Annotated in this window: 15 protein-coding genes; 12 read left to right on the top strand and 3 right to left on the bottom strand. The window is 76.2% G+C overall.

The window, feature by feature from the left end; translation table 11 throughout:
- Window positions 1-320: 320 nt before the first annotated feature.
- The 4 genes from LUZ64_RS24475 (at window position 321) to LUZ64_RS24460 (ending at window position 6,183) form a co-directional block, all read left to right on the top strand.
- Window positions 321-1,061 (top strand): hypothetical protein, encoded by a 741-nt coding sequence (locus LUZ64_RS24475; RefSeq protein ID WP_232398745.1) that lies wholly within the window; start codon window positions 321-323, stop codon window positions 1,059-1,061.
- Entirely contained in the window at window positions 1,058-2,341 is a 1,284-nt protein-coding gene (locus LUZ64_RS24470; protein ID WP_372478737.1) for an ATP-binding protein, read from the top strand. The genes LUZ64_RS24475 and LUZ64_RS24470 overlap by 4 nt, the downstream gene beginning before the upstream one ends.
- Before the next feature lie 742 nt (window positions 2,342-3,083).
- Window positions 3,084-4,532: an MFS transporter gene (locus tag LUZ64_RS24465; RefSeq protein ID WP_095585184.1), complete on the top strand. Its 1,449-nt coding sequence runs from the start codon at window positions 3,084-3,086 to the stop codon at window positions 4,530-4,532.
- A 22-nt stretch (window positions 4,533-4,554) separates the two neighbouring features.
- A complete protein-coding gene (locus LUZ64_RS24460; protein ID WP_095585181.1) occupies window positions 4,555-6,183 on the top strand; it encodes an alpha/beta hydrolase in 1,629 nt (542 codons plus the stop codon).
- A gap of 74 nt (window positions 6,184-6,257) precedes the next feature.
- Here LUZ64_RS24460 and LUZ64_RS24455 read toward each other — a convergent pair whose 3' ends face one another.
- Both LUZ64_RS24455 and LUZ64_RS24450 read right to left on the bottom strand, forming a co-directional pair.
- Window positions 6,258-8,756, bottom strand: a complete 2,499-nt coding sequence (locus LUZ64_RS24455) for a SpoIIE family protein phosphatase (RefSeq protein ID WP_095585180.1) — start codon at window positions 8,754-8,756, stop codon at window positions 6,258-6,260.
- Window positions 8,757-8,955: 199 nt separating this feature from the next.
- Window positions 8,956-9,444, bottom strand: coding sequence for a glutathione peroxidase (locus LUZ64_RS24450; protein WP_095585179.1), 489 nt, complete (start codon window positions 9,442-9,444; stop codon window positions 8,956-8,958).
- A 310-nt stretch (window positions 9,445-9,754) separates the two neighbouring features.
- On the opposite strand from LUZ64_RS24450, the gene LUZ64_RS24445 reads away from it, so the two are divergent.
- Together LUZ64_RS24445 and LUZ64_RS24440 are read left to right on the top strand one after the other, a co-directional pair.
- Window positions 9,755-10,651, top strand: coding sequence for an ATP-grasp domain-containing protein (locus LUZ64_RS24445; protein WP_095585178.1), 897 nt, complete (start codon window positions 9,755-9,757; stop codon window positions 10,649-10,651).
- Between the two features lie 20 nt (window positions 10,652-10,671).
- Entirely contained in the window at window positions 10,672-11,505 is an 834-nt protein-coding gene (locus LUZ64_RS24440; RefSeq protein WP_095585183.1) for an ATP-grasp domain-containing protein, read from the top strand.
- Window positions 11,506-11,510: 5 nt separating this feature from the next.
- On the opposite strand, the gene LUZ64_RS24435 is transcribed toward LUZ64_RS24440, so the two are convergent.
- On the bottom strand, window positions 11,511-11,957 hold the full coding sequence (locus LUZ64_RS24435; protein ID WP_095585177.1) for a nucleoside deaminase: 447 nt from the start codon (window positions 11,955-11,957) through the stop codon (window positions 11,511-11,513).
- 332 nt (window positions 11,958-12,289) lie between these two features.
- Between LUZ64_RS24435 and LUZ64_RS24430 the strand changes: the two genes are divergently transcribed.
- The 6 genes from LUZ64_RS24430 (at window position 12,290) to LUZ64_RS24405 (ending at window position 20,033) form a co-directional block, all read left to right on the top strand.
- A complete protein-coding gene (locus LUZ64_RS24430; RefSeq protein ID WP_095585176.1) occupies window positions 12,290-12,772 on the top strand; it encodes an NADH-quinone oxidoreductase subunit B family protein in 483 nt (160 codons plus the stop codon).
- Between the two features lie 22 nt (window positions 12,773-12,794).
- A complete protein-coding gene (locus LUZ64_RS24425; protein WP_095585175.1) occupies window positions 12,795-14,828 on the top strand; it encodes a proton-conducting transporter transmembrane domain-containing protein in 2,034 nt (677 codons plus the stop codon).
- A gap of 70 nt (window positions 14,829-14,898) precedes the next feature.
- The gene (locus tag LUZ64_RS24420; RefSeq protein WP_095585174.1) at window positions 14,899-15,852 is read left to right on the top strand and encodes a respiratory chain complex I subunit 1 family protein; all 954 of its coding nucleotides are present in this window, start codon (window positions 14,899-14,901) and stop codon (window positions 15,850-15,852) included.
- Window positions 15,853-15,856: 4 nt separating this feature from the next.
- The gene (locus LUZ64_RS24415) at window positions 15,857-16,555 is read left to right on the top strand and encodes a hypothetical protein (RefSeq protein WP_095585173.1); all 699 of its coding nucleotides are present in this window, start codon (window positions 15,857-15,859) and stop codon (window positions 16,553-16,555) included.
- Window positions 16,552-18,531, top strand: a complete 1,980-nt coding sequence (locus tag LUZ64_RS24410) for a proton-conducting transporter transmembrane domain-containing protein (RefSeq protein ID WP_232398743.1) — start codon at window positions 16,552-16,554, stop codon at window positions 18,529-18,531. The genes LUZ64_RS24415 and LUZ64_RS24410 overlap by 4 nt, the downstream gene beginning before the upstream one ends.
- Window positions 18,532-18,533: 2 nt before the next feature.
- Window positions 18,534-20,033, top strand: coding sequence for a hydrogenase large subunit (locus tag LUZ64_RS24405; protein ID WP_095578950.1), 1,500 nt, complete (start codon window positions 18,534-18,536; stop codon window positions 20,031-20,033).
- Window position 20,034 lies beyond the last annotated feature (1 nt).

Genomic DNA, 20,034 nt, shown 5'->3' with positions numbered 1-20,034 from the left:
GGTCCGTGGCCCGTCCGGCGTCCGAGGGCACCGTGAGGTGGCGCGGAAGGGGGGCAGCGCAAGGGCCGGGCGGCGGAGCCTCAAGCCGGAGGGGGCAGCGGCAGGGGCCGGGCGGCGGAGTCCCGGGCCGGAAGGGGCGGGGGCCGGAGAGGGGCGGGCTCCCCGGGCGGGGGCGGGGCCGTGGGAAACCCCACCGGGACCGCCCGTCCACCCGGCCCCGAGGTTGTCGTCCGCCACTCCCTTACCATCGGTCGTGCACGCCGACCCCGCACGGGGCCCGCCGCCGGACACCTGCCCGGCCACGACATTGGACCACCGCAGTGCCCCGATCCGCCCGGCCCCGCCGTACCGCCGCACCCGCCCGCCGCCCCGCCCGGGCGCTCGCGGCGGCCGCGCTGCTCGTGGTGGCGGCGGTGGCGGCGACCGGGTGCGCGAGCGTCGGGGAGCCGGTCAGCGCCGGTACGACCGCCCCGGTGGCCGCCCCCTCCCGGCTGTGGCCCGACCGGCCCCCGGCCCCGACGCCCACGGGCGAGCAGCACGAGGACGACAGCGCCACCAGCGTCCCCGGCCTTCCCGCCGTCCCCTCCGGTGACATCCGCAAGGTGGACCCGTACGCCGTGATCAAGGCGGAGGTCGCCGCGCACCGGCACGACGTCACCGGAGCCGACGGCCTCGACGAGGCCACCGCCGCGAAGCTCGCCGCCTGCGACGGCCGCACACGGGACTGCCCGCTGCGCTCGCCCGTCTACCGGGACCTCACGGGCGACGGCCACGACGAGCTGATCATGGGCATCGAGATGGCCGACCACCTCGTCGGACTGCGCTGCTACACCGTGACCGGCGGCCGGCTCACCCGCGTCATGGCCACCGTGGTGCAGCCCACGTCCATCGAGATCGCCGGCCGGGACCTGATCGTCTGGGAGCCCGCGGGCACCCCGCACTACGCCGTGCGCTCGGTCTACGCGTGGGACGCGCACCGCCGCTACATGGAGTTCAAGAGCGACGAGATCCGCCGCGTCGGCGCCACCCCGCCGCCCCGCACCCCGGAGCGCCACCGGTGACCGCACGCCCGCGCCCGGTACGGCCCCGGCTGCGCAGGATCTCCCGGTTCGGCTCGCTGTACGGGAAGTTCACGCTCTTCCTGGCCGTGATGTGCTGCGTCGTCGCCGCGGTGCTCGGCGTCCTGGTGCACGTCATCGTCACCCGGCAGACCGTCCACCAGGCGCGCACCGAGGCCCTCTCGCGGCTCGACTCCGCGGCCCGCGCCTACGCCGCGGGCGAGCCGAACCGCCACCAGGCCGCGCTGAACCCGCCGGAGCTCCCCGAGAAGCTGCGGACGATGGCGCTCGGCGGCAAGCGCGGCACCGCGCTCGGCGACGACCACGGCATCGCCACCATGTGGGCGGCCGGTCCCGCCGACGGCGGGGTGCTCGCCGCCCGGTTCGACTACCGGCACAGCGCGGGCACCATCGAGGGCCTGGACCGCGCCATCGTCGGCTCCTCGGCCCTGGCCATCGGCGGCACCCTGCTCGTGGGCGTCTTCGCCGTCTCACGCGTCACCCGCCGTCTGCACCGCACCGCCGACGTGGCGCGCCGGATCAGCGCGGGCGACCTCGACGCCCGCGTCGCCGACCCGCGCACCACCGACCCCTCCAAGGCGCAGGACGAGGTGGCCGCCGTCGCCGAGGCGCTCGACGCGATGGCGGGCACCCTCCAGGCCAGACTCCAGAGCGAGCAGCGGTTCACCGCCGACGTCGCCCATGAGCTGCGCACCCCGCTCGCCGGTCTCCAGGCCTCCGCCGACCTGCTGCCGCCCGGCCGGCCCACGGAGCTGGTCCGCGACCGGGTGCAGGCCCTGCGCCGGCTCACCGAGGACCTCCTGGAGATCTCCCGGCTGGACTCGCTCACGGAACGGCCCGACCTCGACGCCCACCGGCTGGGACGGCTGGCCGAGCGGGCCGTGCGCGCCTCCGGCCTGGAGGCGCAGGTGCGGATCGTCCGGGACGCGTGCGTGGTCACCGACCGGCGGCGGCTGGAGCGGGTGCTGAGCAACCTCCTCGCCAACGCCCACCGGCACGGCCGCCCGCCCGTCACCCTCACCGTCGACGGGCCCGTGATCACCGTCCGGGACCACGGCCCCGGCTACCCCTGCTACCTCCTCGAACACGGCCCGCAGAGGTTCCGCACGGAACCCACGTCCGGCGGCAAGGGCCACGGCCTGGGCCTGACGATCGCGATCGGCCAGGCCCGGACGATCGACGCGCGGCTGACGTTCGCCAACGCGCCGGACGGGGGCGCCGTCACGACGCTCGTCCTGCCGGAGGACACCGAGGGCCGCTAGAGCCCGCCCGGCGGGCCCGCTCGGGCTCGCCGGGACGCCGGCTCCTCCCGGAGCGACGCGTGCCCGTCCGGCCGCCCCGGCCGGTCGTCCGGCCGGGGACCCGCCGCGCTACTTCGCCAGGACGGCCATGACCACGGCGATCAACCCGACCAGCACCGGGTGCCGTTCGATCCAGCCCAGCACGGGCCCGAACCACTTTCCGTCGTACCGGCGCACGGGCACGCCTTCCTCCCAAAGCCTCGGACCGGGGCGACGACGAGCCTAGGGCGAACGGCCTTCGGACGAAGGGATGCGGGGGGCCCGGACCGGGTCCGGTGGAAGCGCGTTGCCCGGCACGCGCCGGGAACGCCAGTCCGGCGGACGGCCGAACTCCCCTGTCCCTCCCCCTCCCCGGCCCGCTCACCGTCGTCGCGACGGACGGGGCCGACGAGGGCGGACAGGGCCTCGCCGACGGCCCGTCGCGCGCCTCCGTCCGGTACGGCCCCGCGCCCGGCCTTCCGGTGGTGGCGGCCGTGCGGGCCGCCGTCGGGGGAGGGCGGCCCGCCGGGCGCGGCCCTCCTCACCGTGCTCGTCGGCGTGTTCGAACCGGCGGGCCCGCCGCCGCCCCGCGCGTCCACCGGCCCACCGGCGAAAAGACGGGCGCCGGAACGCCGTGGAACCCGAGCACCGCGAGAAACGCGACGGCCGCCGGGGTAGCCTCGCGGTGTCCGCAGCCGACGTCAGGACGGAGACGGCCCGCCCCATGTCACCGCTTTCGCGACGGCACCGCCCCTGGCCCGCGGCCCTGGTGGAGGAGCGGGCCAGACCGGAGCGGATACGGCGGAGCGGGGGCGGCTGGAAACTGGCCGTCGGCACGGTCTGCTTCGGCGCCTTCATGGGCCAGCTGGACGCCAGCATCGTCACCCTGACGTACGGCAGCCTCCGCACCGAGTTCCACGCCACACTGGCCGCCGTCGAATGGGTCTCGCTCGCCTACCTGCTCACTCTCGTGGCCCTGCTCGTACCCGTGGGACGGCTCTCCGACGCCCACGGCCGCAAGCTCTGCTACCTCTACGGCTTCCTCGTCTTCACCGCCGCCTCCGCCGCCTGCGGTCTCGCCACCTCGCTCGCCGCCCTCGTCGGCTGCCGGGTGGCGCAAGCCGTCGGCGCCGCCATGCTCCAGGCCAACAGCGTCGCCCTCGTCACCACCAGCGCGCCCAGGGGCCACCTGCGCGCCGCGCTCGGCGTGCAGGCCGCCGCGCAGGCACTCGGACTCGCCCTCGGCCCCACCCTCGGCGGTGTCATCGTGGCCTCGCTCGGCTGGCGCTGGGTCTTCGCCATCAACGTCCCCGTCGGGATCGCCGCCCTGATCGCCGGCCAGTATCTGCTCCCGCGCACCCGCGGCCGCAGCCGGGCCACCGGCCTGGATCCGGTCGGCCCCGTCCTCCTCGCCACCGCCACGACCGGCTTCCTGCTGGGCCTGTCCGCCCTCTCCGGCCTCGGCGCGCCCACCGGCGTCACGATCGCGCTCTTCGCCGTCGCCGTGGCCGCCGGCTGGGGATTCGTCCGGCGGCAGCGGCACGCCGCGCACCCCCTGGTCGACCCGGCGCCGCTGCGCGAACCGGCCGTCGCCACCGGCCTCGCCGGCGCCCTCGGCGACTACCTGGTGCTCTTCGGCCCCCTGGTCCTCGTCCCCCTCGTGCTCACCGACGCCGGAGCCTCCGAGCTCCACGCCGGACTCGTGCTCACGGCCCTGCCCACCGGCTTCGCCCTGGCCGCCACCTGCGCCGAGCGGGTGCTCCCCGCCCGCCTCTCCGACCGGTCGCGCTGCGCCCTGGGCGCGGCCACCGCCGTCTGCGCCCTGGCCGCGATGCTCGTCCTGCCCCTGCGGGCCCCCGCCCTGGTGCCGCTGCTGCTCCTGCTGGGCCTGGGCCTGGGCACCTACACCCCCGCCAACAACGCCCTGATCATGCGGGCCTTCCCGGCGCGCTCGGCCGGTACCGGCGGCGGCCTCGTCAACATGGTCCGGGGCCTGGGCACCGCCCTGGGCATCGCGCTCGTCACCCTGACGCTCCACCATTCCGGCACCGGCGGCCCCCGCCTGACGCTCGCGGCGCTGCTGGGCGTCGCCCTCCTCGTCCTGGCCGCGGCCCGGCCACCCCTCCGCCGCGCGCCGTCACCCGGACGCCCTTCCCGGAAAGCCGGGCGCTGAACGGCGAACTACCGTCCGCGACATGACGTCCGTACACCGCCGGCCCCGGATCCCCCTGCTGTCCTCCCTCGCGCCCCGCGCCCCCTTCGCGCGCCTGCCCCGCGTCGCCACGGTCTCCCTGCCGCTCGCCGCCGCCACCGTGCTGGCCCACGGCCTCGCCGGCTGCGCCGGGCCCGGCAAGGCGGCCGGCGGGCCGGACACCGGCTCGTACTACGAGCAGAGCGTCTCCTGGAAGCCGTGCGCCCAGGAGCGGGACCGGGAGGTCGACCGGGAGACGGACACGTCCGACACCCGGGCCGAGTGCGGCTGGCTCAAGGTCCCGTACACCTACGCCGACCCCCGCAAGGGCGAACTGCGGCTCGCGGTCATGCGCTACCGCACCCGGGACCAGGACCACCGGGCCGGCTCCCTCGTGGTGAACTTCGGCGGCCCCGGCGAGTCCGGCCTCAAACAGCTCACCGCCTACGGCCCCGACGGCATCAGCAAGGCCGGGACCCGCTACGACCTGGTCACCTTCGACCCGCGCGGTGTCGGCGCCAGCTCCCCGGTGCGCTGCGACGAGGACCGCGATCCGCGCCGCACCGGCGAGGACGGCACCAGCCGCGCCGGCATGGCCGACTACCTCGCCGCCCAGGAGAAGGCACTCAAGCGCTGCCGGACCGAGCCCGGCGGCGTCCTGCGCCACGTCGGCACCGTCAACACCGCCCGCGACATGGACGTGCTGCGCGCCGCCCTGGGCGAGGACCGGCTGCACTACCTCGGCTACTCCTACGGGAGCAGGCTCGGCGCGGTCTACGCCCACCACTTCCCCGGCAAGGTCGGCCGGATGGTCATGGACGGCGTCGACGAACCGGCCCCCGACATGAAGGAGACGACGCTCGCCCAGACGGCCGCCTACCACAAGGCGCTGCGCCACGCCGTCGACACCTGCACCCGCAAGGGCGACGAGGACTGTGTGCTCGGCTCCGACACGGACGACGCCATGGAGGAGATCGAGGAGGCGTTCGACGAACTCGACGAGGAGCCGCGCGACTGGCCCGACGGCCGGCGCCTCGACCGCGACACCGCCGTCGCCGAGACCATGGGCCTGCTGCGCTCCCGGGCCGGACTGCCCGAGGTGCCGAACCTGCTGGCGGCCCTCGTCCACCACGTGCGCCCCGGCGAGTCCGCGACGATGGCGCGCGCGGCCGCCGAGCGCGCCGACGGCAAGGGGACGGACGGCAGGTACGACAACTCCGACGACGCGCTGACCGCCGTCAACTGCGCCGACACCGCGGGCCGGTACCGCGCCGAGGACGTACTCGACGCCTACGACGACTTCGTCCGGGCCTCACCGGTGTTCGGTCCGTCCATGGCCGCGGGCATGGCCCTGTGCACCGGCTGGCCCGGGGCCGGTGACGACGCGGCCCGTGACGTCGGCGCCCCCGGCGCCCCGAAGATCCTCATGCACACGAGCGAGTACGACCCGGCCACCCCGGTCGGCTGGCTGCCCCGGATGGCCCGGGCGGTCGGCCCGTCCGCGGTCACCATGACGGACCCGGGCGGCGGGCACGGTGTCTACGGCTCCGCGGACGCCGCCTGCGTCAACGAGCGGATCGACGCGTTCCTGCTGGACGGAACCCTGCCGCGGGACGGCACCCGGTGCACGTGACGCAAGGCGCCGACCGGTAGACCCGCCGGTGAGCCCGGTGAGCCCGGTGAGCCCGGTGAGCCCGGTGAGCCCGGTCAGCCCGGTGAGCCTGGTCGGTCCGGCCGCTCCGGGGCGGCCGGCAGCGCCTGCTCGGCCCAGATGGTCTTGCCGTCGGCGGTGAACCGGGTGCCCCAGCGCTCGGTGAGCTGGGCGACCAGCAGCAGGCCCCGGCCCCCCTCGTCGAACACCCGGGCCCGCCGCATCCGCGGCGAGGTGCTGCTGGCGTCCGACACCTCGCAGATCAGCGCGGTGACGTCGCGGATCAGCCGCAGCCGGATGGGCGCGTACGCGTACCGCACGGCATTGGTCACCAGTTCGCTGACGACCAGTTCGGTGGTGAAGGACAGCTCCTCCAGGCCCCACGCGGCCAGCTGTTCCGCGGCGCGTTTGCGGGCGTCGGCGACGGCGGCCCGGTCGGCCGGCAGCTCCCAGTCGCGGACGCGCGCGGGGCCCAGGGAGCGGGTGCGGGCGAGCAGCAGCGCGATGTCGTCGGCCGGCCGCTCGGCGCGGTCGGGCAGCAGCGCGGCGAGCACGGCGTCACAGGTGGACTCCAGCGGCGCGGCCGGCCCGGACAGGGCCCCGCGCAGCGTCTCCAGACCGGCGCCGATGTCGTGGTCGCGCCCTTCGACGAGCCCGTCGGTGTAGAGCGCCAGCAGGCTGCCCTCCGGCAGCTCCAGGTCGGCGGACTCGAAGGGCAGCCCGCCCAGGCCGAGCGGCGGGCCGCTGGGGATGTCCAGGTAGCGGGCGGCGCCGTCTGGGGTGACCAGCAGGGGCGCCGGATGGCCCGCGCGGGCCATGACGCACCGCCGGGACACCGGGTCGTACACCACGTACAGGCAGGTCGCGCCCGTCTCCCGGACGGCGTGCGCGCCCGGTCGGGCGGCCTCCACCGCCTGGTCCTGCGCCAGCTGGATCACCAGGTCGTCCAGATGGGTGAGGAGCTCGTCGGGCGGCAGGTCGAGATCGGCGAGGGTGCGCAGGGCGGCGCGCAGCCGTCCCATGACGGCGGAGGCCTGGAGGCCGTGGCCCACCACGTCGCCGACGACGAGCGCGACGCGGGCCCCGGACAGCGGGATCACGTCGAACCAGTCGCCGCCGATGCCCGCCTGGGAGCCGGCGGGCAGGTACCGGGAGGTGACCTCGACGGCGCCCTGTTCGGGCAGCCTGCTGGGCAGCAGGTTGCGCTGGAGGGTGAGCGCCACCTCGCGCTCCAGGGCGTACCGCCGGGCGTTGTCGAGGCAGGTGCCGGCCCGGGCGGCGATCTCCTCGGCGAGCAGCACGTCGTCGGCGTCGAAGCCCGCGTCGGCGCCCTCGGCGGGATCGAACGCGCCGACCGCGCCGGGGCCCCGGTGGAGGACGAACGTGACCACCCCGAGCACGGTGCCGCGGGCGCTCAGCGGCACGGCGAGGACGGACCAGACGCCCCGGGCCAGGACGTCGCCGGGGAGCGCGGGGGTGCCCGCCAGCCAGGCGCGCAGGGCCGGGTCGTCGGCGTGGCGCAGGCAGGGCAGGCCGGAGGCCAGGGCGCGGGCCGGCGGCGAGTGCGGGGGGTAGGCGTGCGCGGTGCCCGGGCCGGCCGGGCCCGTCACGGGGGCGCCGGAGGCGCGGCGGGCGGCGGCGCGGCGCAGTGCGGCGGTGCCCGGTTCGTCGTCGTGCCGGGGTTCGTCGCCCTGGGCGACGGATTCGAGGAGGTCGACTCCGGCGAAGTCGGCGAAGCCGCCGGTGGTGACCTCGGCCAGCTCCTCGGCGGTGCGGGTCACGTCCAGGGTGGTGCCGATCCGCGCCCCCGCGTCGTTCACCAGCGCCAGCCGCTTGCGGGCCCAGTACTGCTCGGTGCGGTCGAGGGCCGCGAGGGACACCCCCCGCACGGTGCCGGCGGCGTCCTTGAGCGGGGTGAAGAAGGAGGCCCAGGCGCGTTCGCGGGATTCGCCGGGTGCCCGGAAATAGGCGTCCGTGCGGAGGGGCTCGCCCGTGCGCAGGACCTCGTCCATCATCCGGCCGAATTCCTCGAACGGCGGGCCGGGGTGGATCTCCGCGAGGCGCAGCCCCAGAATCTCCCTCTCCGGGCGGCCGGAGATGCGGACCATTTCGTCGTTGGCGCCCGCCAGCCGATTCTCGTGGTCGTAGACGGACGCCGCGATGGGGGACTGGGTGTACGCCCATTCCCTGAGCGGGTCGGCCGGTTCCGCGCGGGGGTCGCGGCCGTTCGGCGAGGGGGCCAGGAGCAGCCAGAGCACGGTGTCCGGGCCGCTTCGGCAGGGGCAGGCGCGCACGGGGATCCGTACGGTGTCACCGCCCCGGTGGCGGGCCCGGACGGTGCCGCTCCACTCCTGGTGGCGCAGCAGGGCCGTACGGGCCGGAGAGGGCAGCGGGGCGGCCAGCAGGCCCGCGGCGGGGCGGCCGACGATCTCGTCGGGGGACCAGCCGAGCCACTGCCGGGCGGCGGGGCTCCAGAGCGTGACCGCGCCGGCCGCGTCGACGGCGGCGACCGGGACCGCCGCCGCACGGGCAGGGGGGTCGGCATAGGCGTCCATCGGCGCTCATCTCGGTTCTCGGCGCGCGCGGCGGACCGTCCGCCGCCGTCTCCGTCCGGCTGTCTCCTTCATCCCCTTCATTATCTTTCCCACCGGTATGACCGCCCATGCGTCGGCAGCCGGAACGGCCGTCCGCCGAGGCGGCCCCGTGGCGCGAACGACCACCGGCGATGCGCGCCACAGGGCGTTCCGTACCAGGTCAGGCGGGGAGCTGGGCCTCGATCGCCCGGACGACCTCGTCCGCCTCGGGCTCCACACGCGGGCGGAACCGGCCCACGACCTCGCCCTCCGGGGAGAGCAGGAACTTCTCGAAGTTCCACTGGACGTCGCCGGCCTCGCCCGCCGCGTCCGGGGTCCGCGTCAGCTCCGTGTACAGCGGGTGGCGGCCCTCGCCGTTGACGTCCGTCTTCTCGAGCAGCGGGAAGCTGACGCCGTAGGTCGCGGAGCAGAACGCCGCGATCTGCTCGGCCGAGCCGGGCTCCTGTCCCGCGAACTGGTTGCTGGGGACGCCGAGCACGCTGAAGCCGCGCGCGGCGTAGCGCTGCTGGAGCCGCTCCAGCCCCTCGTACTGCGGGGTGAGCCCGCACTTGGACGCGACGTTCACCACCAGCAGCGCCTTGCCCCGGTGGTCGGCCAGGGAGGCGGGCTCGCCGGAGAGGGTGCGCAGCGGAATGTCGTACAGACTCATGGGGAACTCCTCGGGCGGAAATCGGATGACGCGTGCTCATGACGCGTGTGCGTTCTCGTCAACCGTCCCGGTGGGCTCGCTCTTCCCGCGCGTTTCCGGCGCTGCCACCCTCGTGAATGAGCCGTACCGCAGATCCCCTGACACCGGCACCAGACGGTCGGATACGGAGAAATTCCAACTGCTTACGATCGAGTTGCTACGGAATTGAGACAGTCATGGGCGATCCGGCCCCGGAGCCCATGACATCCTGAGCCGTCAGAGTTCTGCCGGACGGGATCGGCGGACGTCCGGGGATTACGAGGATGCACCAATGAGAATCTGCTTCCTGGTGGAGGAGCAGTACCGGCGCGACGGCATGCCGGTGGACGTCATCCGCCAACTCTCCGCCTGGGGTCACCGGGTGGACGTCCTCCGGCCCGGCGGCTCCCTCCTGAAGCTCTCGGAGACCGTGCGGGCGGGCGAGCACGACGCCTGGGTGCTCAAGACGGTGTCCGGCGGCCCCGGCCTCACCCTCCTGGAAGCCGCCGCGAACGTCGGCCTGACCACGGTCAACGACGCCAGGTCGATCCGCGGGGTGCGCGACAAGGCGCTGGCCGCGGTCATCGCGGAACACCACGGCCTGCCGGTGCCCGTCACCTACGCCGCCGCCCGGCCCGAGGAGTTCGCGGAGATACCCGCCGCCGCGTACCCGCTGGTGGTCAAGCCCGCCGACGGCAGCTCCGGACGGGCCGTGCGGCTGGTGCCGTCCCCGGACCGGCTGCCCACCGCGGGCGAGGAGGGCATGGGCGGCATGCTGATAGCCCAGCCGTACGTGCCCAACTCGGGCGTCGACCTCAAGGTGTACTGCGTCGACGGCGAGCTCTACGCGACCGAGCGGTGCTCCCCGCTGCACCCCGGGCAGCCGGTCCGCGAACGCCAGGTGCCGCTCACCGCCGAGGTGGCGGCCATCGCCACCGAGGTCGGCGCCGTCTTCGGCCTCGACCTGTACGGCCTGGACATCGTCCTCGGCCCGGACGGGCCCGTGCTCGTGGACGTCAACGACTTCCCGAGCTTCCGTCAGGTGCCCGACGCGGTGGCCCGGGTGGCCTGGGCGATCCTGCGGCTGGCCGACGCCGGCCCCAACCGCGCCGGAACGGCCGCGACCGCGCCGGGGCCGGGCCCCTTCGCGCCGGGCCGGACGGCCGCCCCGGTCGGCGGCGCCGCGTGAGCGACCGCGTGGAGAAGCGCATGAGGATCTGTCTGCTGACGCCCGCTCCGGACCACCCGCTGCTGGCCGCCGCCACCGCCCTGCTGACCCCCCGCCACCAGGTGGAGTGGCAGGACCCCGACGATCCGGGGACACCGGACCCGGCGCTCGCGCCCGGCGGCCCCGCCGACGTCTACCTGCTCAAGACCCGCACCCCGAGGGCCCTCGCCCACGCCCGGCGCCTGGAGGAGCTCGGCGCGCCCGTGCTGAACTCGGCGGCCGCCACCGAGCTCGTCCAGGACCGCACCGCCATGGCGGAGACCGCCCTGCGGGCCGGGCTCCCCTTCGTCGCGACCGACACGGCCCCCACGCTCGCCCACCTCCTGGCCCAGGGACCCCCGGCGTACCCCGTGGTCGTCAAGAGCCGCCACAGCCGCCGCCACGACCTGGTGGCCCGCGCCGACGACGCGGCCGCGCTGCGGGCACTGGCCGGCCGCTGGGCCGACGAGCCGGTGGTCGTCCAGCCGTTCTCCGCCAACAGCGGCTGGGACCACAAGCTCTGGGTCGTCGGCGACCGCGTCTTCGCTGGCCTCCGCCGCTCCGAGCTGGCCACCCCCGTACCCGGCGGTACCCGGCCGCTCACCGCCGACGACCTGCCCGCATCCTGGCTGGACGCCGTGCGGAGCGTCGGCGAGGTCTTCGCCCTGGACGTGTACGGCGTCGACCTCCTCGAGGTGGCCGGCCGCCCGCTGATCGTCGACGTCAACGCCTTCCCCGGCATCCGCGGCAGGGAAGGCGCGCCCGAGGCGCTGGCCGGGCTCGCCCTGCGCACGGCCGAGGGCGCGCACGCCCCGCGCGTCCCGGCCACGGTCTGAGCCGCTCAGGCGCCGATGTCCTCCCGCCACAGCGCGGGGTGGTCGCGGACGAACCCGCGCATCAGCTCCGCGCACTCCCCGTCGTCGAGGACCAGCAGATGGACCCCGGCGTCCGCCAGCCACTCATGGGCGCCGGGGAACGTCGTGGCCTCGCCGATCACCACATGGCCGATGCCGAACTGGCGGATCAGCCCGGAGCAGTACCAGCACGGTGCCAGCGTCGTCACCATCACGGTGTCGGCGTAGCCCGCCCGCCGTCCCGCCGCCCGGAACGCGGCGGTCTCGGCGTGCGTGGCGGGATCGTCGTCCTGCACCCTCCTGTTGCGCCCGGCGCCGAGCAGCCTCCCGTCCAGCGTGAACAGGGCGGCGCCGATCGGGATCCCCCCTTCGGCGAGCCCGGTGCGGGCCTGCTCCAGGGCGATCCCCAGCATCTCTCGCGCGGCATCCGTCATGGGGAGATGCTGCCCCTTCCCGGGCCGTCCCGCCCGTCGGGAACCGGCCGGCGCGCGCCGCCCCGGGCTACGGACGGCCCGGAGCCGCTCGCAGGGGCGACCGTACGCGGCACCTGAATTCGACCCAGCAGCCACACAAGTCCGCCATGTCACGCTAAAGGGATCTTCGCGTAACCCGTCGCCCCGGCCGCCCGTTCACCACGCAGATCGGTCCTCGACGACAGGTCTGCACCGACCGGCGGCCGTCTCCCGGCGCGATGCCGCGCTGTGACGGCGGGAGACGGCCGCCGCACCTTCGTGAGGCCCGCACGACGCCGAGCGGAGGAGACCGTGTGAACCTGCTGCGCAAGATCCGTGACACCGGCCGGGTGGCGGAGGACGCGCCGCCGCGCCCGGCCGGGGGACGCTCGCGCGCGGCCGCCGCGCTCGGCGGCTCGGTGCAGGTCCGGTGCGTGGACGCCGGCTCGTGCAACGGCTGCGAGATCGAGATCGCCGCCGCCTTCGGCCCCGTCCACGACGCCGAGCGGTACGGCGCCCGGCTCGTCGCCTCACCACGCCACGCGGACGTCGCCCTCGTCACCGGGCCGGTGACCCGGAACATGGCCGAGCCGCTGCGGCGCACGGTGGCCGCCATGCCGCGCCCCCGCCTGGTGATGGCGGTCGGCGACTGTGCCATGAACTGCGGCGAGTTCGCGGGCGCGTACGGCGTCGAGGGCGCCGTCGCCGACATCGTGGCCGTCGACGTCCAGGTCGCCGGGTGCCCGCCGCCGCCCGAGAAGATCGTGGCGGCGCTGCGCGCCGTGACCGGCCGATGAGGCCGGCCACCGGGACCGGCACATGAACCCCGCCGGGACCGCCGTGGCCCTCGCGGCCGGGCTCGCCGCCGCCGGAGCGGCGGCCGGCGCCCTGCTGCCCGGCCGGGCCCGGGTGCCGGCCGTCGGGCTGTGCACGGCGGGCCTCGGCACGGCCGGCCTGGTGGCGGGCGCGGCCGCGCTGGACGGCGCCCGCTGGTCCGCCCGCCTCCCCGGCCTGCTGCCGCCGGCCGGGGTCCACCTCGCCGTGGACGCCCTCTCCGGGCTGTTCATGGCCGTGGCGGGCGCGGTGGTGCTCGCCGTCGCCGTCTACGGCATCGGCTACGCCGCCGGGCGCGGCCCGCACGGTGTCGCCTCGCGCGGGGTGCAGGCGGCCCTGCCGGTCTTCGCCCTCACCCTCGTGCTGGTGCCCGCCGCGGCCTCCGTCTCCACCTTCCTCCTGCTGTGGGAGACGATGGCCCTCACCTCGCTAGTGCTCGTCCTCGCCGAACAGCGCGGCCGGGCCTCCGTCCGCGAGGCCGGCGTCTGGTACGCCGTCATGACCCAGCTGGGGTTCGTCCTGCTGCTCGCCGGGCTGGCGCTCTTCGCCGCCGGGGCGGGCGGCGAGACCTTCACCGCGCTGCGCGCCGGCGCCCCCGCCCTGTCGCCCGCCGCCCGCGGCACCGTCTTCGTCCTCATGGCCGCCGCGTTCGCGTCCAAGGCCGGCATGGTGCCCTTGCACCCCTGGCTGCCGCGCGCCCACCCCGAGGCCCCCAGCAACGTCTCGGCCCTGATGAGCGCCGCCATGGTCAACCTCGGGGCCTACGGCATCGTCCGCGTCGCCTTCGACCTGCTGGGCGGCGGCCCGCGCTGGGGCTGGCTGCTCGTCCTCGGCACCGGCGCCCTCTCGGCCGTCCACGGCATCCTCCAGGCCGCCATGGCCTCGGACCTCAAGCGGCTGCTCGCCCACTCCACCTCCGAGAACCTCGGCCTGGTCCTCGTCGGCGTCGGCGCGGCCGGCCTCTTCGCCTCCGCCGGGCACCCCCTCCCGGCCGCCCTGGCCCTCGCCGCGGCGTTCCTGCACGTGGTCAACCACGCGGTGTTCAAGGCCCTGCTGTTCTGCGCCGCCGGCTCGGTGGCCCGCGCCACCGGCCTGCGCGACCTCGACCGGATGGGCGGCCTGCGGGCCCGGATGCCCGCCACCGCCGGCTTCTTCGCCGTCGCCGCCCTCGGCGCCGTCGCCCTGCCGCCCGGCAACGGATTCATCAGCGAGTGGCTGCTGCTCCAGTCCCTCATCGAGGGCCTCACCGTGCCCGGCCTGTCCACCGCCGTCGTCCTGCCCCTCGCCGTCGCCGTGATCGCGCTGTCCGCCGGGCTGTCCGCCGCCGTGTTCGTCAAGGCCCTCGGCGTCGGCTTCTTCGCCCGGCCGCGCAGCGAGCGGGCCGCCGCGGCCACCGAGAGCCCGCCCGGGATGCTGGCAGGCATGGGGCTGCTCGGCCTCGGCTGCACGGGCCTGGCCCTGGTGCCCGGCATGCTGGGCGACGGGCTGTCACGGGCCGTGGCCGTGGCCGGGTTCGGCGGCGGACCGCCCCTCGCGGGCGACGGCCTCGAACTCCGGCTGGAACACCTCGCCGCCTCCCTCTCCCCGCTGTGGGCGGCCGGAGCCCTCACCGCGGGGCTCCTCGCGGCCCTCGCCCTCGTCCGCGTCACCGCCCGCCGGGGCCGACGCTCCCACGTCAAACTGTGGGACTGCGGGGGCGGCGCCCCCACGGCCCGGATGTCGTACACCGCGACCTCCTTCGCCGAGCCCCTCCAGCGCGTCTTCGACGACGTCCTCGCCCCCGAGCAGGACGTCGACGTCACGCCCGTCCGCGCGTCCACCTACCTCGTCGAACGGGTGCGCTTCCGGCGGCGCGTCCCCGACCGGATCGAACACCGCCTCTACCGGCCCCTGATCGCCGCCGTGGACCGGCTCGGCGAGGCCGCGCGCGGGCTGGCCCCCGGCAGCGCGCACCGCTACCTCGGCTACGGCTTCTGCGGCCTCGTCGCCCTCCTGCTGACCCTGGCGGTGAGCCGGTGAACGGGCACCACGCGCGACGGGCGCGACGAGTACGACGAGTACGACGAGTACGAGAGGACACCGGGAAACCGTGAACGGCATCGGCACCGCGGCCGTGGCCGCCCAGGTCACCCTGGTCGTCGTCGGCGCCCCCCTGCTCACCGGAGTGATGCGCAAGGTGCGCGCCCGGCTGGAGGGCCGCGCCGGGGCGGCCGTCACCCAGCCCTGGCGCGACCTGCGCAAACTGCTCCGCAAGGAGGCCATCACCCCCGTCGGCACCGGCCCGGCCTTCCGTGCGGCGCCCCCGCTGCTCGTGGCCACCACGGCCGTCGTCGCCGCGCTCGTCCCCCTGGTGTCCACCGCCACCCCGGTCGGCCGCCGGGCCGACCTCATCCTGGTGGTCGCCCTCCTCGGCCTCGGCACCGTCGCCGTCGCCCTGGCCGGTCTGGACACCGGAACCGCCTTCGGCGGCATGGGCGCCTCCCGTCAGATGACCGTCGCCGCCCTCGTCGAACCGACCATCCTCCTCGCGGTGTTCGCCCTCTCGATGCCGGCCGGGTCCACCAACCTGTCCGCGATCGTCTCCGGTGGCCTCCACGACCCCGTCCGCCTCGTCTCCCCGGCCGGCCTGCTCGCCACCGCCGCGCTGGCCGTGGCCGTCCTCGCCGAGACCGGCCGCCTGCCCGTCGACAACCCCGCGACCCACCTGGAACTGACCATGGTCCACGAAGCGACGGCCCTGGAGTTCGCGGGCCCCGACCTCGCGCTCGTCGAACTCGGCACCCAGATGCGGCTGACCGTGCTCCTGGGGCTGCTGGCCTCGCTGGCCGCGCCCTGGGGCATCGCCACCACCACGACCCCCCTGGCCCTCGCCCTCGCCCTGGCCGTCCTCACCGCCAAGGTCGCCCTGCTGGGCACCGCCCTCGCCGCGGCCGAGGTGTTCTGGGCCAAACTCCGGCTGTTCCGCGTCCCCGAACTGCTCGCCGGATCCTTCCTGCTCGCCGTGCTCGCGGTCACCGCCTCGTACTTCCTCACCGGAGCGTGAGGACATGAACGACGGCGTCTTCACCGAACTCCTCGACCTGGCCTGCGGCGCGTTCCTCCTCGCCGCCGTGGCGGTCCTGTGGCTGCGCCAGCTGACCTCGATCGTCCGGGCCTTCGCGCTCCAGGGCGTGGCCCTGGCCGCCGTCGCCGCCCTGCTCGGACTGCGCGAGGGACGCGGGGAGCTCCTCGCCGTCGCCGCCGGGATCGGCCTGCTGCGCGCCGGCGCCCTGCCGCACCTGATGCGGCGCGCCCTCGCCGCGGGTGCCCCCGGCGGCGACGGCCGCTACCAGGAGGACGTCAGCGAGGCGCGCGAGACCCGCCCCCTCGTCAACGTCGCGGCCTCCCTGCTGAGCGCCGCGCTCCTCACCTTCCTCGCCTACGCCGTCGCCCGGCCCCTCGTCGCCCTCGACCCCACCCCCGTCACCCGGGCCCTGCCGGTCGCCCTCGCCGTCGTCCTGATCGGCTTCTTCACCCTGGTCACCCGGCGCCGCGCCCTGGCCCAGATCGTCGGCTTCCTGCTCCTGGACAACGGCATCACGGCCACGGCCTTCCTGGCCGCCTCCGGGGTGCCGCCGATCGTCGAACTCGGCGTCTCCTTCGACGTCCTGCTCGCCGTCCTCGTCCTGGGGATCCTCACCACCCGGATGCGGGCCGCCTTCGGCGGCACCGGCATCGACGACCTGCGGGAGCTCCGCGACCGATGACGCACGCCACCACCGCACTCCTGCTGACCGCTCCCGTCGCGGTACCCCTGGCGGCCTGCGCCGCCCACGCCGTCGCGGGCGCGCGGCCACGTACCGCCCTCCGCCCGGACCGTGTCCATGGCCCCCGCCCGCCGGCGCCCCGGGCCGCCGCCCCGGCACCCGCACCCGCGCCCGGCCGTACGGCGGGCGGGGGAGGGGCGCTGCTCACCGCGGCACCGGGGGAAGGGGCCGAGGGCGGGGGCGGCGCTCCGGCCGCGGGGAAGAAAGGGCCCCCGCGCGCGGTCGGCGCGGGCGGGGACCCCGGCGCGCGCGGTGGAGGCGGGCTCCCGGCAGGGGAGGACGGGCTCGCTCGCGCGGGCGATCGGAGCCGCCCCCTCCACGCTGACGGAGCGGGCGGGAGTCCCGGCGCGCGCGGTCGCAGCGGGACCCCTCGCACCGGCCGCGACGCCGCCGACGCGCCCGTACCGCCACCCACCGACCCGGCGTCAGGCCCGCCCGCCCCCACCGCCGACGACCCGGCGCCGGACCCCGGCCCCCGCACCGGCGGTACGGCGGAGGACGCCCCCCGCCGCCCGTCCCTCGTCCCCTGGCTCGGCCTCGCCTCGCCGCTCGCGATCCTGGCCTGCGGAGCCGTCCTCGCCGCGGAGCTCCCCGGGGCGGCGCCCCTGACCGCCTGCGGGCGGCTGCTGAGGGCGGACGCCCTGACGGCGTGGATGCTGCTCGTCGTCGGCGCCGTCGCCACCGTCGCCTGTGCCGCCACCCCCGCGCACCTCGCCCACGAGCGCCCCGACGCGCCCGCCGCCCGCCGCTACCACCTCCTCGTGCACGCCTTCCTCGCCGCCATGAGCGCCGCCGTCCTGGCCGCCGACCTCGGCGTCCTGTGGGTGGCCGTCGAGGCGACCACCCTCGTCACCGCCTTCCTCGTCGGCCACCGCCGGACCCGCGCCTCCGTCGAGGCGGCGTGGAAGTACATGGTCATCTGCTCCGCGGGCATCGCCCTGGCCCTCCTCGGCACCGTGCTGATCTACTACGCCGCCCGCCAGGCCGGCGTCCCCGAGGCGGCCGCCCTGGACTGGACGGTCCTCGCCGCCCACGCCGACCGCCTCGACCCGGACGTCACCCGCCTCGCCGTCGGCCTCGTCGTCCTCGGCTTCGGCGCCAAGGCCGGCCTCGCCCCGCTGCACGCCTGGCTGCCCGACGCCCACAGCCAGGCGCCCGCCCCCGTCTCCGCCCTGATGTCCGGCGTCCTGCTCTCCGTCGCCTTCGCCGGCCTCCTCCGCTACAAGACCGTCGCGGACGCGGCGCTCGGCCCGGGCTACACCCGCGGCCTGCTGGCCGGGTGCGCCCTGCTCACCCTCGCCCTCGCCACGGCACTCCTGCTCGGCCAGCGCGACTACAAGCGGATGCTCGCCTATTCGAGCATGGAGCACATGAGCCTGATCGCGCTCGCCGCCGCCGTCGGCACCCCGCTCGCCCTCGCCGCCGCCCTGCTCCACATGGCCGGCCACGGCCTCGCCAAGGCCGTGGCCTTCTGCGCCTCCGGCCACGTCCTGCGGCTGCTGCACACCACCCGCGTCGGACGGGTACGGGGCCTGCTGGCCCGCGCCCCGGCCCTCGGCACCGCCTTCGGCCTGGCCGTCCTCGCCCTGCTGGGCCTGCCACCGTTCAGCCTCTTCGCCTCCGAACTGGGCATCGTCCGGGCCGCCTTCGCCGCCGGAGCGGGCGGCTACGCGGCCGCCGCCCTGGTCCTGACGCTCATGGCGTTCGCCGCCCTGGCCGCCCGCACGGCCCGGATGCTGCTCGGACCCCCGCCCCCGCCACCGCACGGAGACCCCGCCGGTACGCCCGTACGCCTCGGCCCGGCCGTCGTCCTGCCGCTGGCCGCCGGTCTGCTGGCCTGCGCGGTGCTCGGCGTCACCGCCGGACCGCTCACCCGCCTGCTCACCGCCGCCGGCGAGCTCCTGGGAGGCCGCTGACCATGCGGACCCGCACCGTCGACGACATCGACCCCGGCGAACTGCCCGGCAGGGCCGCCGACCTGCTCGCCTCCGGCCACCGGCTCGCGCTCGTCGCCGCCCACCACGACGGCGCCGGCACCCCGGCCGGACGCGCCGTCCGGGTGGTCTACCTCTTCGTCTCCGGGCCGCCCGACACCCGCGCCGAACTGCACGTCCGCCTGGACGCCAAGGCCCCCGGGATCCCCACCCTCGCCCACCTCTCCTTCCCCGCGGGCCGCTTCGAGCGCGAGATGCGCGACCTGCACGGCATCGTCCCCCTCGACCACCCGCTGCCGCACCGCCTCGTCCGCCACTTCCACTGGCCGCGCGGCTGGTATCCGATGCACCCCGACGCCGGGCCGCCACCGCCCTTCGCCGAACCCGAAGGCCCGTACCCCTTCCTGGAGGTCGAGGGCGAGGGCGTCTACGAGATCCCCGTCGGACCGGTGCACGCCGGGCTCATCGAACCCGGGCACTTCCGCTTCTCCGTCGTCGGCGAGACGATCATCAAGCTCAAGGCGCGGCTGTGGTTCGTCCACAAGGGCGTCGAGAAGCTCTTCGAGGGCCGCGCCCCGGAGCGGGGACTGCCGCTCGCCGAGCGCGTCAGCGGCGACACCGCCGTCGGCCACGCCCTCGCCTACTGCCTGGCGGTCGAGGAGGCCACCGGCACACCGGTGCCCGAGGACGCCCGCCGCGCCCGCGCGCTGCTCCTCGAACTCGAGCGCCTCCACAACCACGTGGCCGACCTCGGCGCCCTCTGCAACGACGTCGGCCACGGCGTCCTCCACGCGCGGGCCCAGCACGTCCGCGAACAGCTGCTGCGCCTCAACCACGAGGTCACCGGGCACCGGCTGCTGCGCGGTGGCGTCCTCCTCGGCGGCGCGGAGCTGCGCGAGGTGCCCGGCCCGGCCCGTATGCGCGCGCTCGGCGGGGAGATCCGCGACCTCGTCACCCTCGCCCTCGGCCACACGACCGTCCGCGACCGCTTCACCGGGACGGCCAGGCTCGGCACGCCCGCCGCCCGCGACCTGGGCTGCCTGGGCTATGTGGCGCGGGCCAGCGGAATCCCCGCCGACGCCCGGGCCGGCCACCCCTTCCACGACCTCGGCGACGCCCTCACCGTGCCCGTCCACACCACCGGGGACGTACTGGCCCGCTTTCTCGTACGGGCGGAGGAGATCGACGTCTCGCTCGGTCTCGTCGACCTGCTCGCGGACGGCCTCGCGCCCGGCCGGAACGCCGTGGACCCGCTGCCCTGCTACGCCCCCACGGCGGGCTCCGGCATCGTGGAGGGGTGGCGCGGCACCCTCACCACCCGGGTGGAGCTGGGCGTCGACGGGCGGCTGACCCGGGTGAAGGTGGCCGATCCGTCGTTCTTCAACTGGCCCGCCCTGCCGGTGGCGCTGGCGGACACGATCGTGCCCGACTTCCCGCTGGCCAACAAGAGCTTCAATCTCTCCTACGCGGGCAACGACCTCTGAG

Source organism: Streptomyces albireticuli, assembly GCF_021228125.1.
Classification (GTDB): Bacteria; Actinomycetota; Actinomycetes; order Streptomycetales; family Streptomycetaceae; genus Streptomyces; species Streptomyces albireticuli.
Note: the sequence above shows the minus strand (reverse complement) of the source record. Positions and strands in the feature narration are given on the sequence as shown.

What these genes read in the sequence shown, in the direction of transcription:
- LUZ64_RS24460 (WP_095585181.1), top strand. Translation starts at nt 4,555, where the DNA reads ATGACGTCCGTACACCGCCGGCCCCGGATCCCCCTGCTGTCCTCCCTC.
- LUZ64_RS24435 (WP_095585177.1), bottom strand. Translation starts at nt 11,957, where the DNA reads ATGACGGATGCCGCGCGAGAGATGCTGGGGATCGCCCTGGAGCAGGCC.
- LUZ64_RS24440 (WP_095585183.1), top strand. Translation starts at nt 10,672, where the DNA reads ATGAGGATCTGTCTGCTGACGCCCGCTCCGGACCACCCGCTGCTGGCC.
- LUZ64_RS24415 (WP_095585173.1), top strand. Translation starts at nt 15,857, where the DNA reads ATGAACGACGGCGTCTTCACCGAACTCCTCGACCTGGCCTGCGGCGCG.
- LUZ64_RS24445 (WP_095585178.1), top strand. Translation starts at nt 9,755, where the DNA reads ATGAGAATCTGCTTCCTGGTGGAGGAGCAGTACCGGCGCGACGGCATG.
- LUZ64_RS24455 (WP_095585180.1), bottom strand. Translation starts at nt 8,756, where the DNA reads ATGGACGCCTATGCCGACCCCCCTGCCCGTGCGGCGGCGGTCCCGGTC.
- LUZ64_RS24405 (WP_095578950.1), top strand. Translation starts at nt 18,534, where the DNA reads ATGCGGACCCGCACCGTCGACGACATCGACCCCGGCGAACTGCCCGGC.
- LUZ64_RS24425 (WP_095585175.1), top strand. Translation starts at nt 12,795, where the DNA reads ATGAACCCCGCCGGGACCGCCGTGGCCCTCGCGGCCGGGCTCGCCGCC.
- LUZ64_RS24465 (WP_095585184.1), top strand. Translation starts at nt 3,084, where the DNA reads ATGTCACCGCTTTCGCGACGGCACCGCCCCTGGCCCGCGGCCCTGGTG.
- LUZ64_RS24450 (WP_095585179.1), bottom strand. Translation starts at nt 9,444, where the DNA reads ATGAGTCTGTACGACATTCCGCTGCGCACCCTCTCCGGCGAGCCCGCC.
- LUZ64_RS24410 (WP_232398743.1), top strand. Translation starts at nt 16,552, where the DNA reads ATGACGCACGCCACCACCGCACTCCTGCTGACCGCTCCCGTCGCGGTA.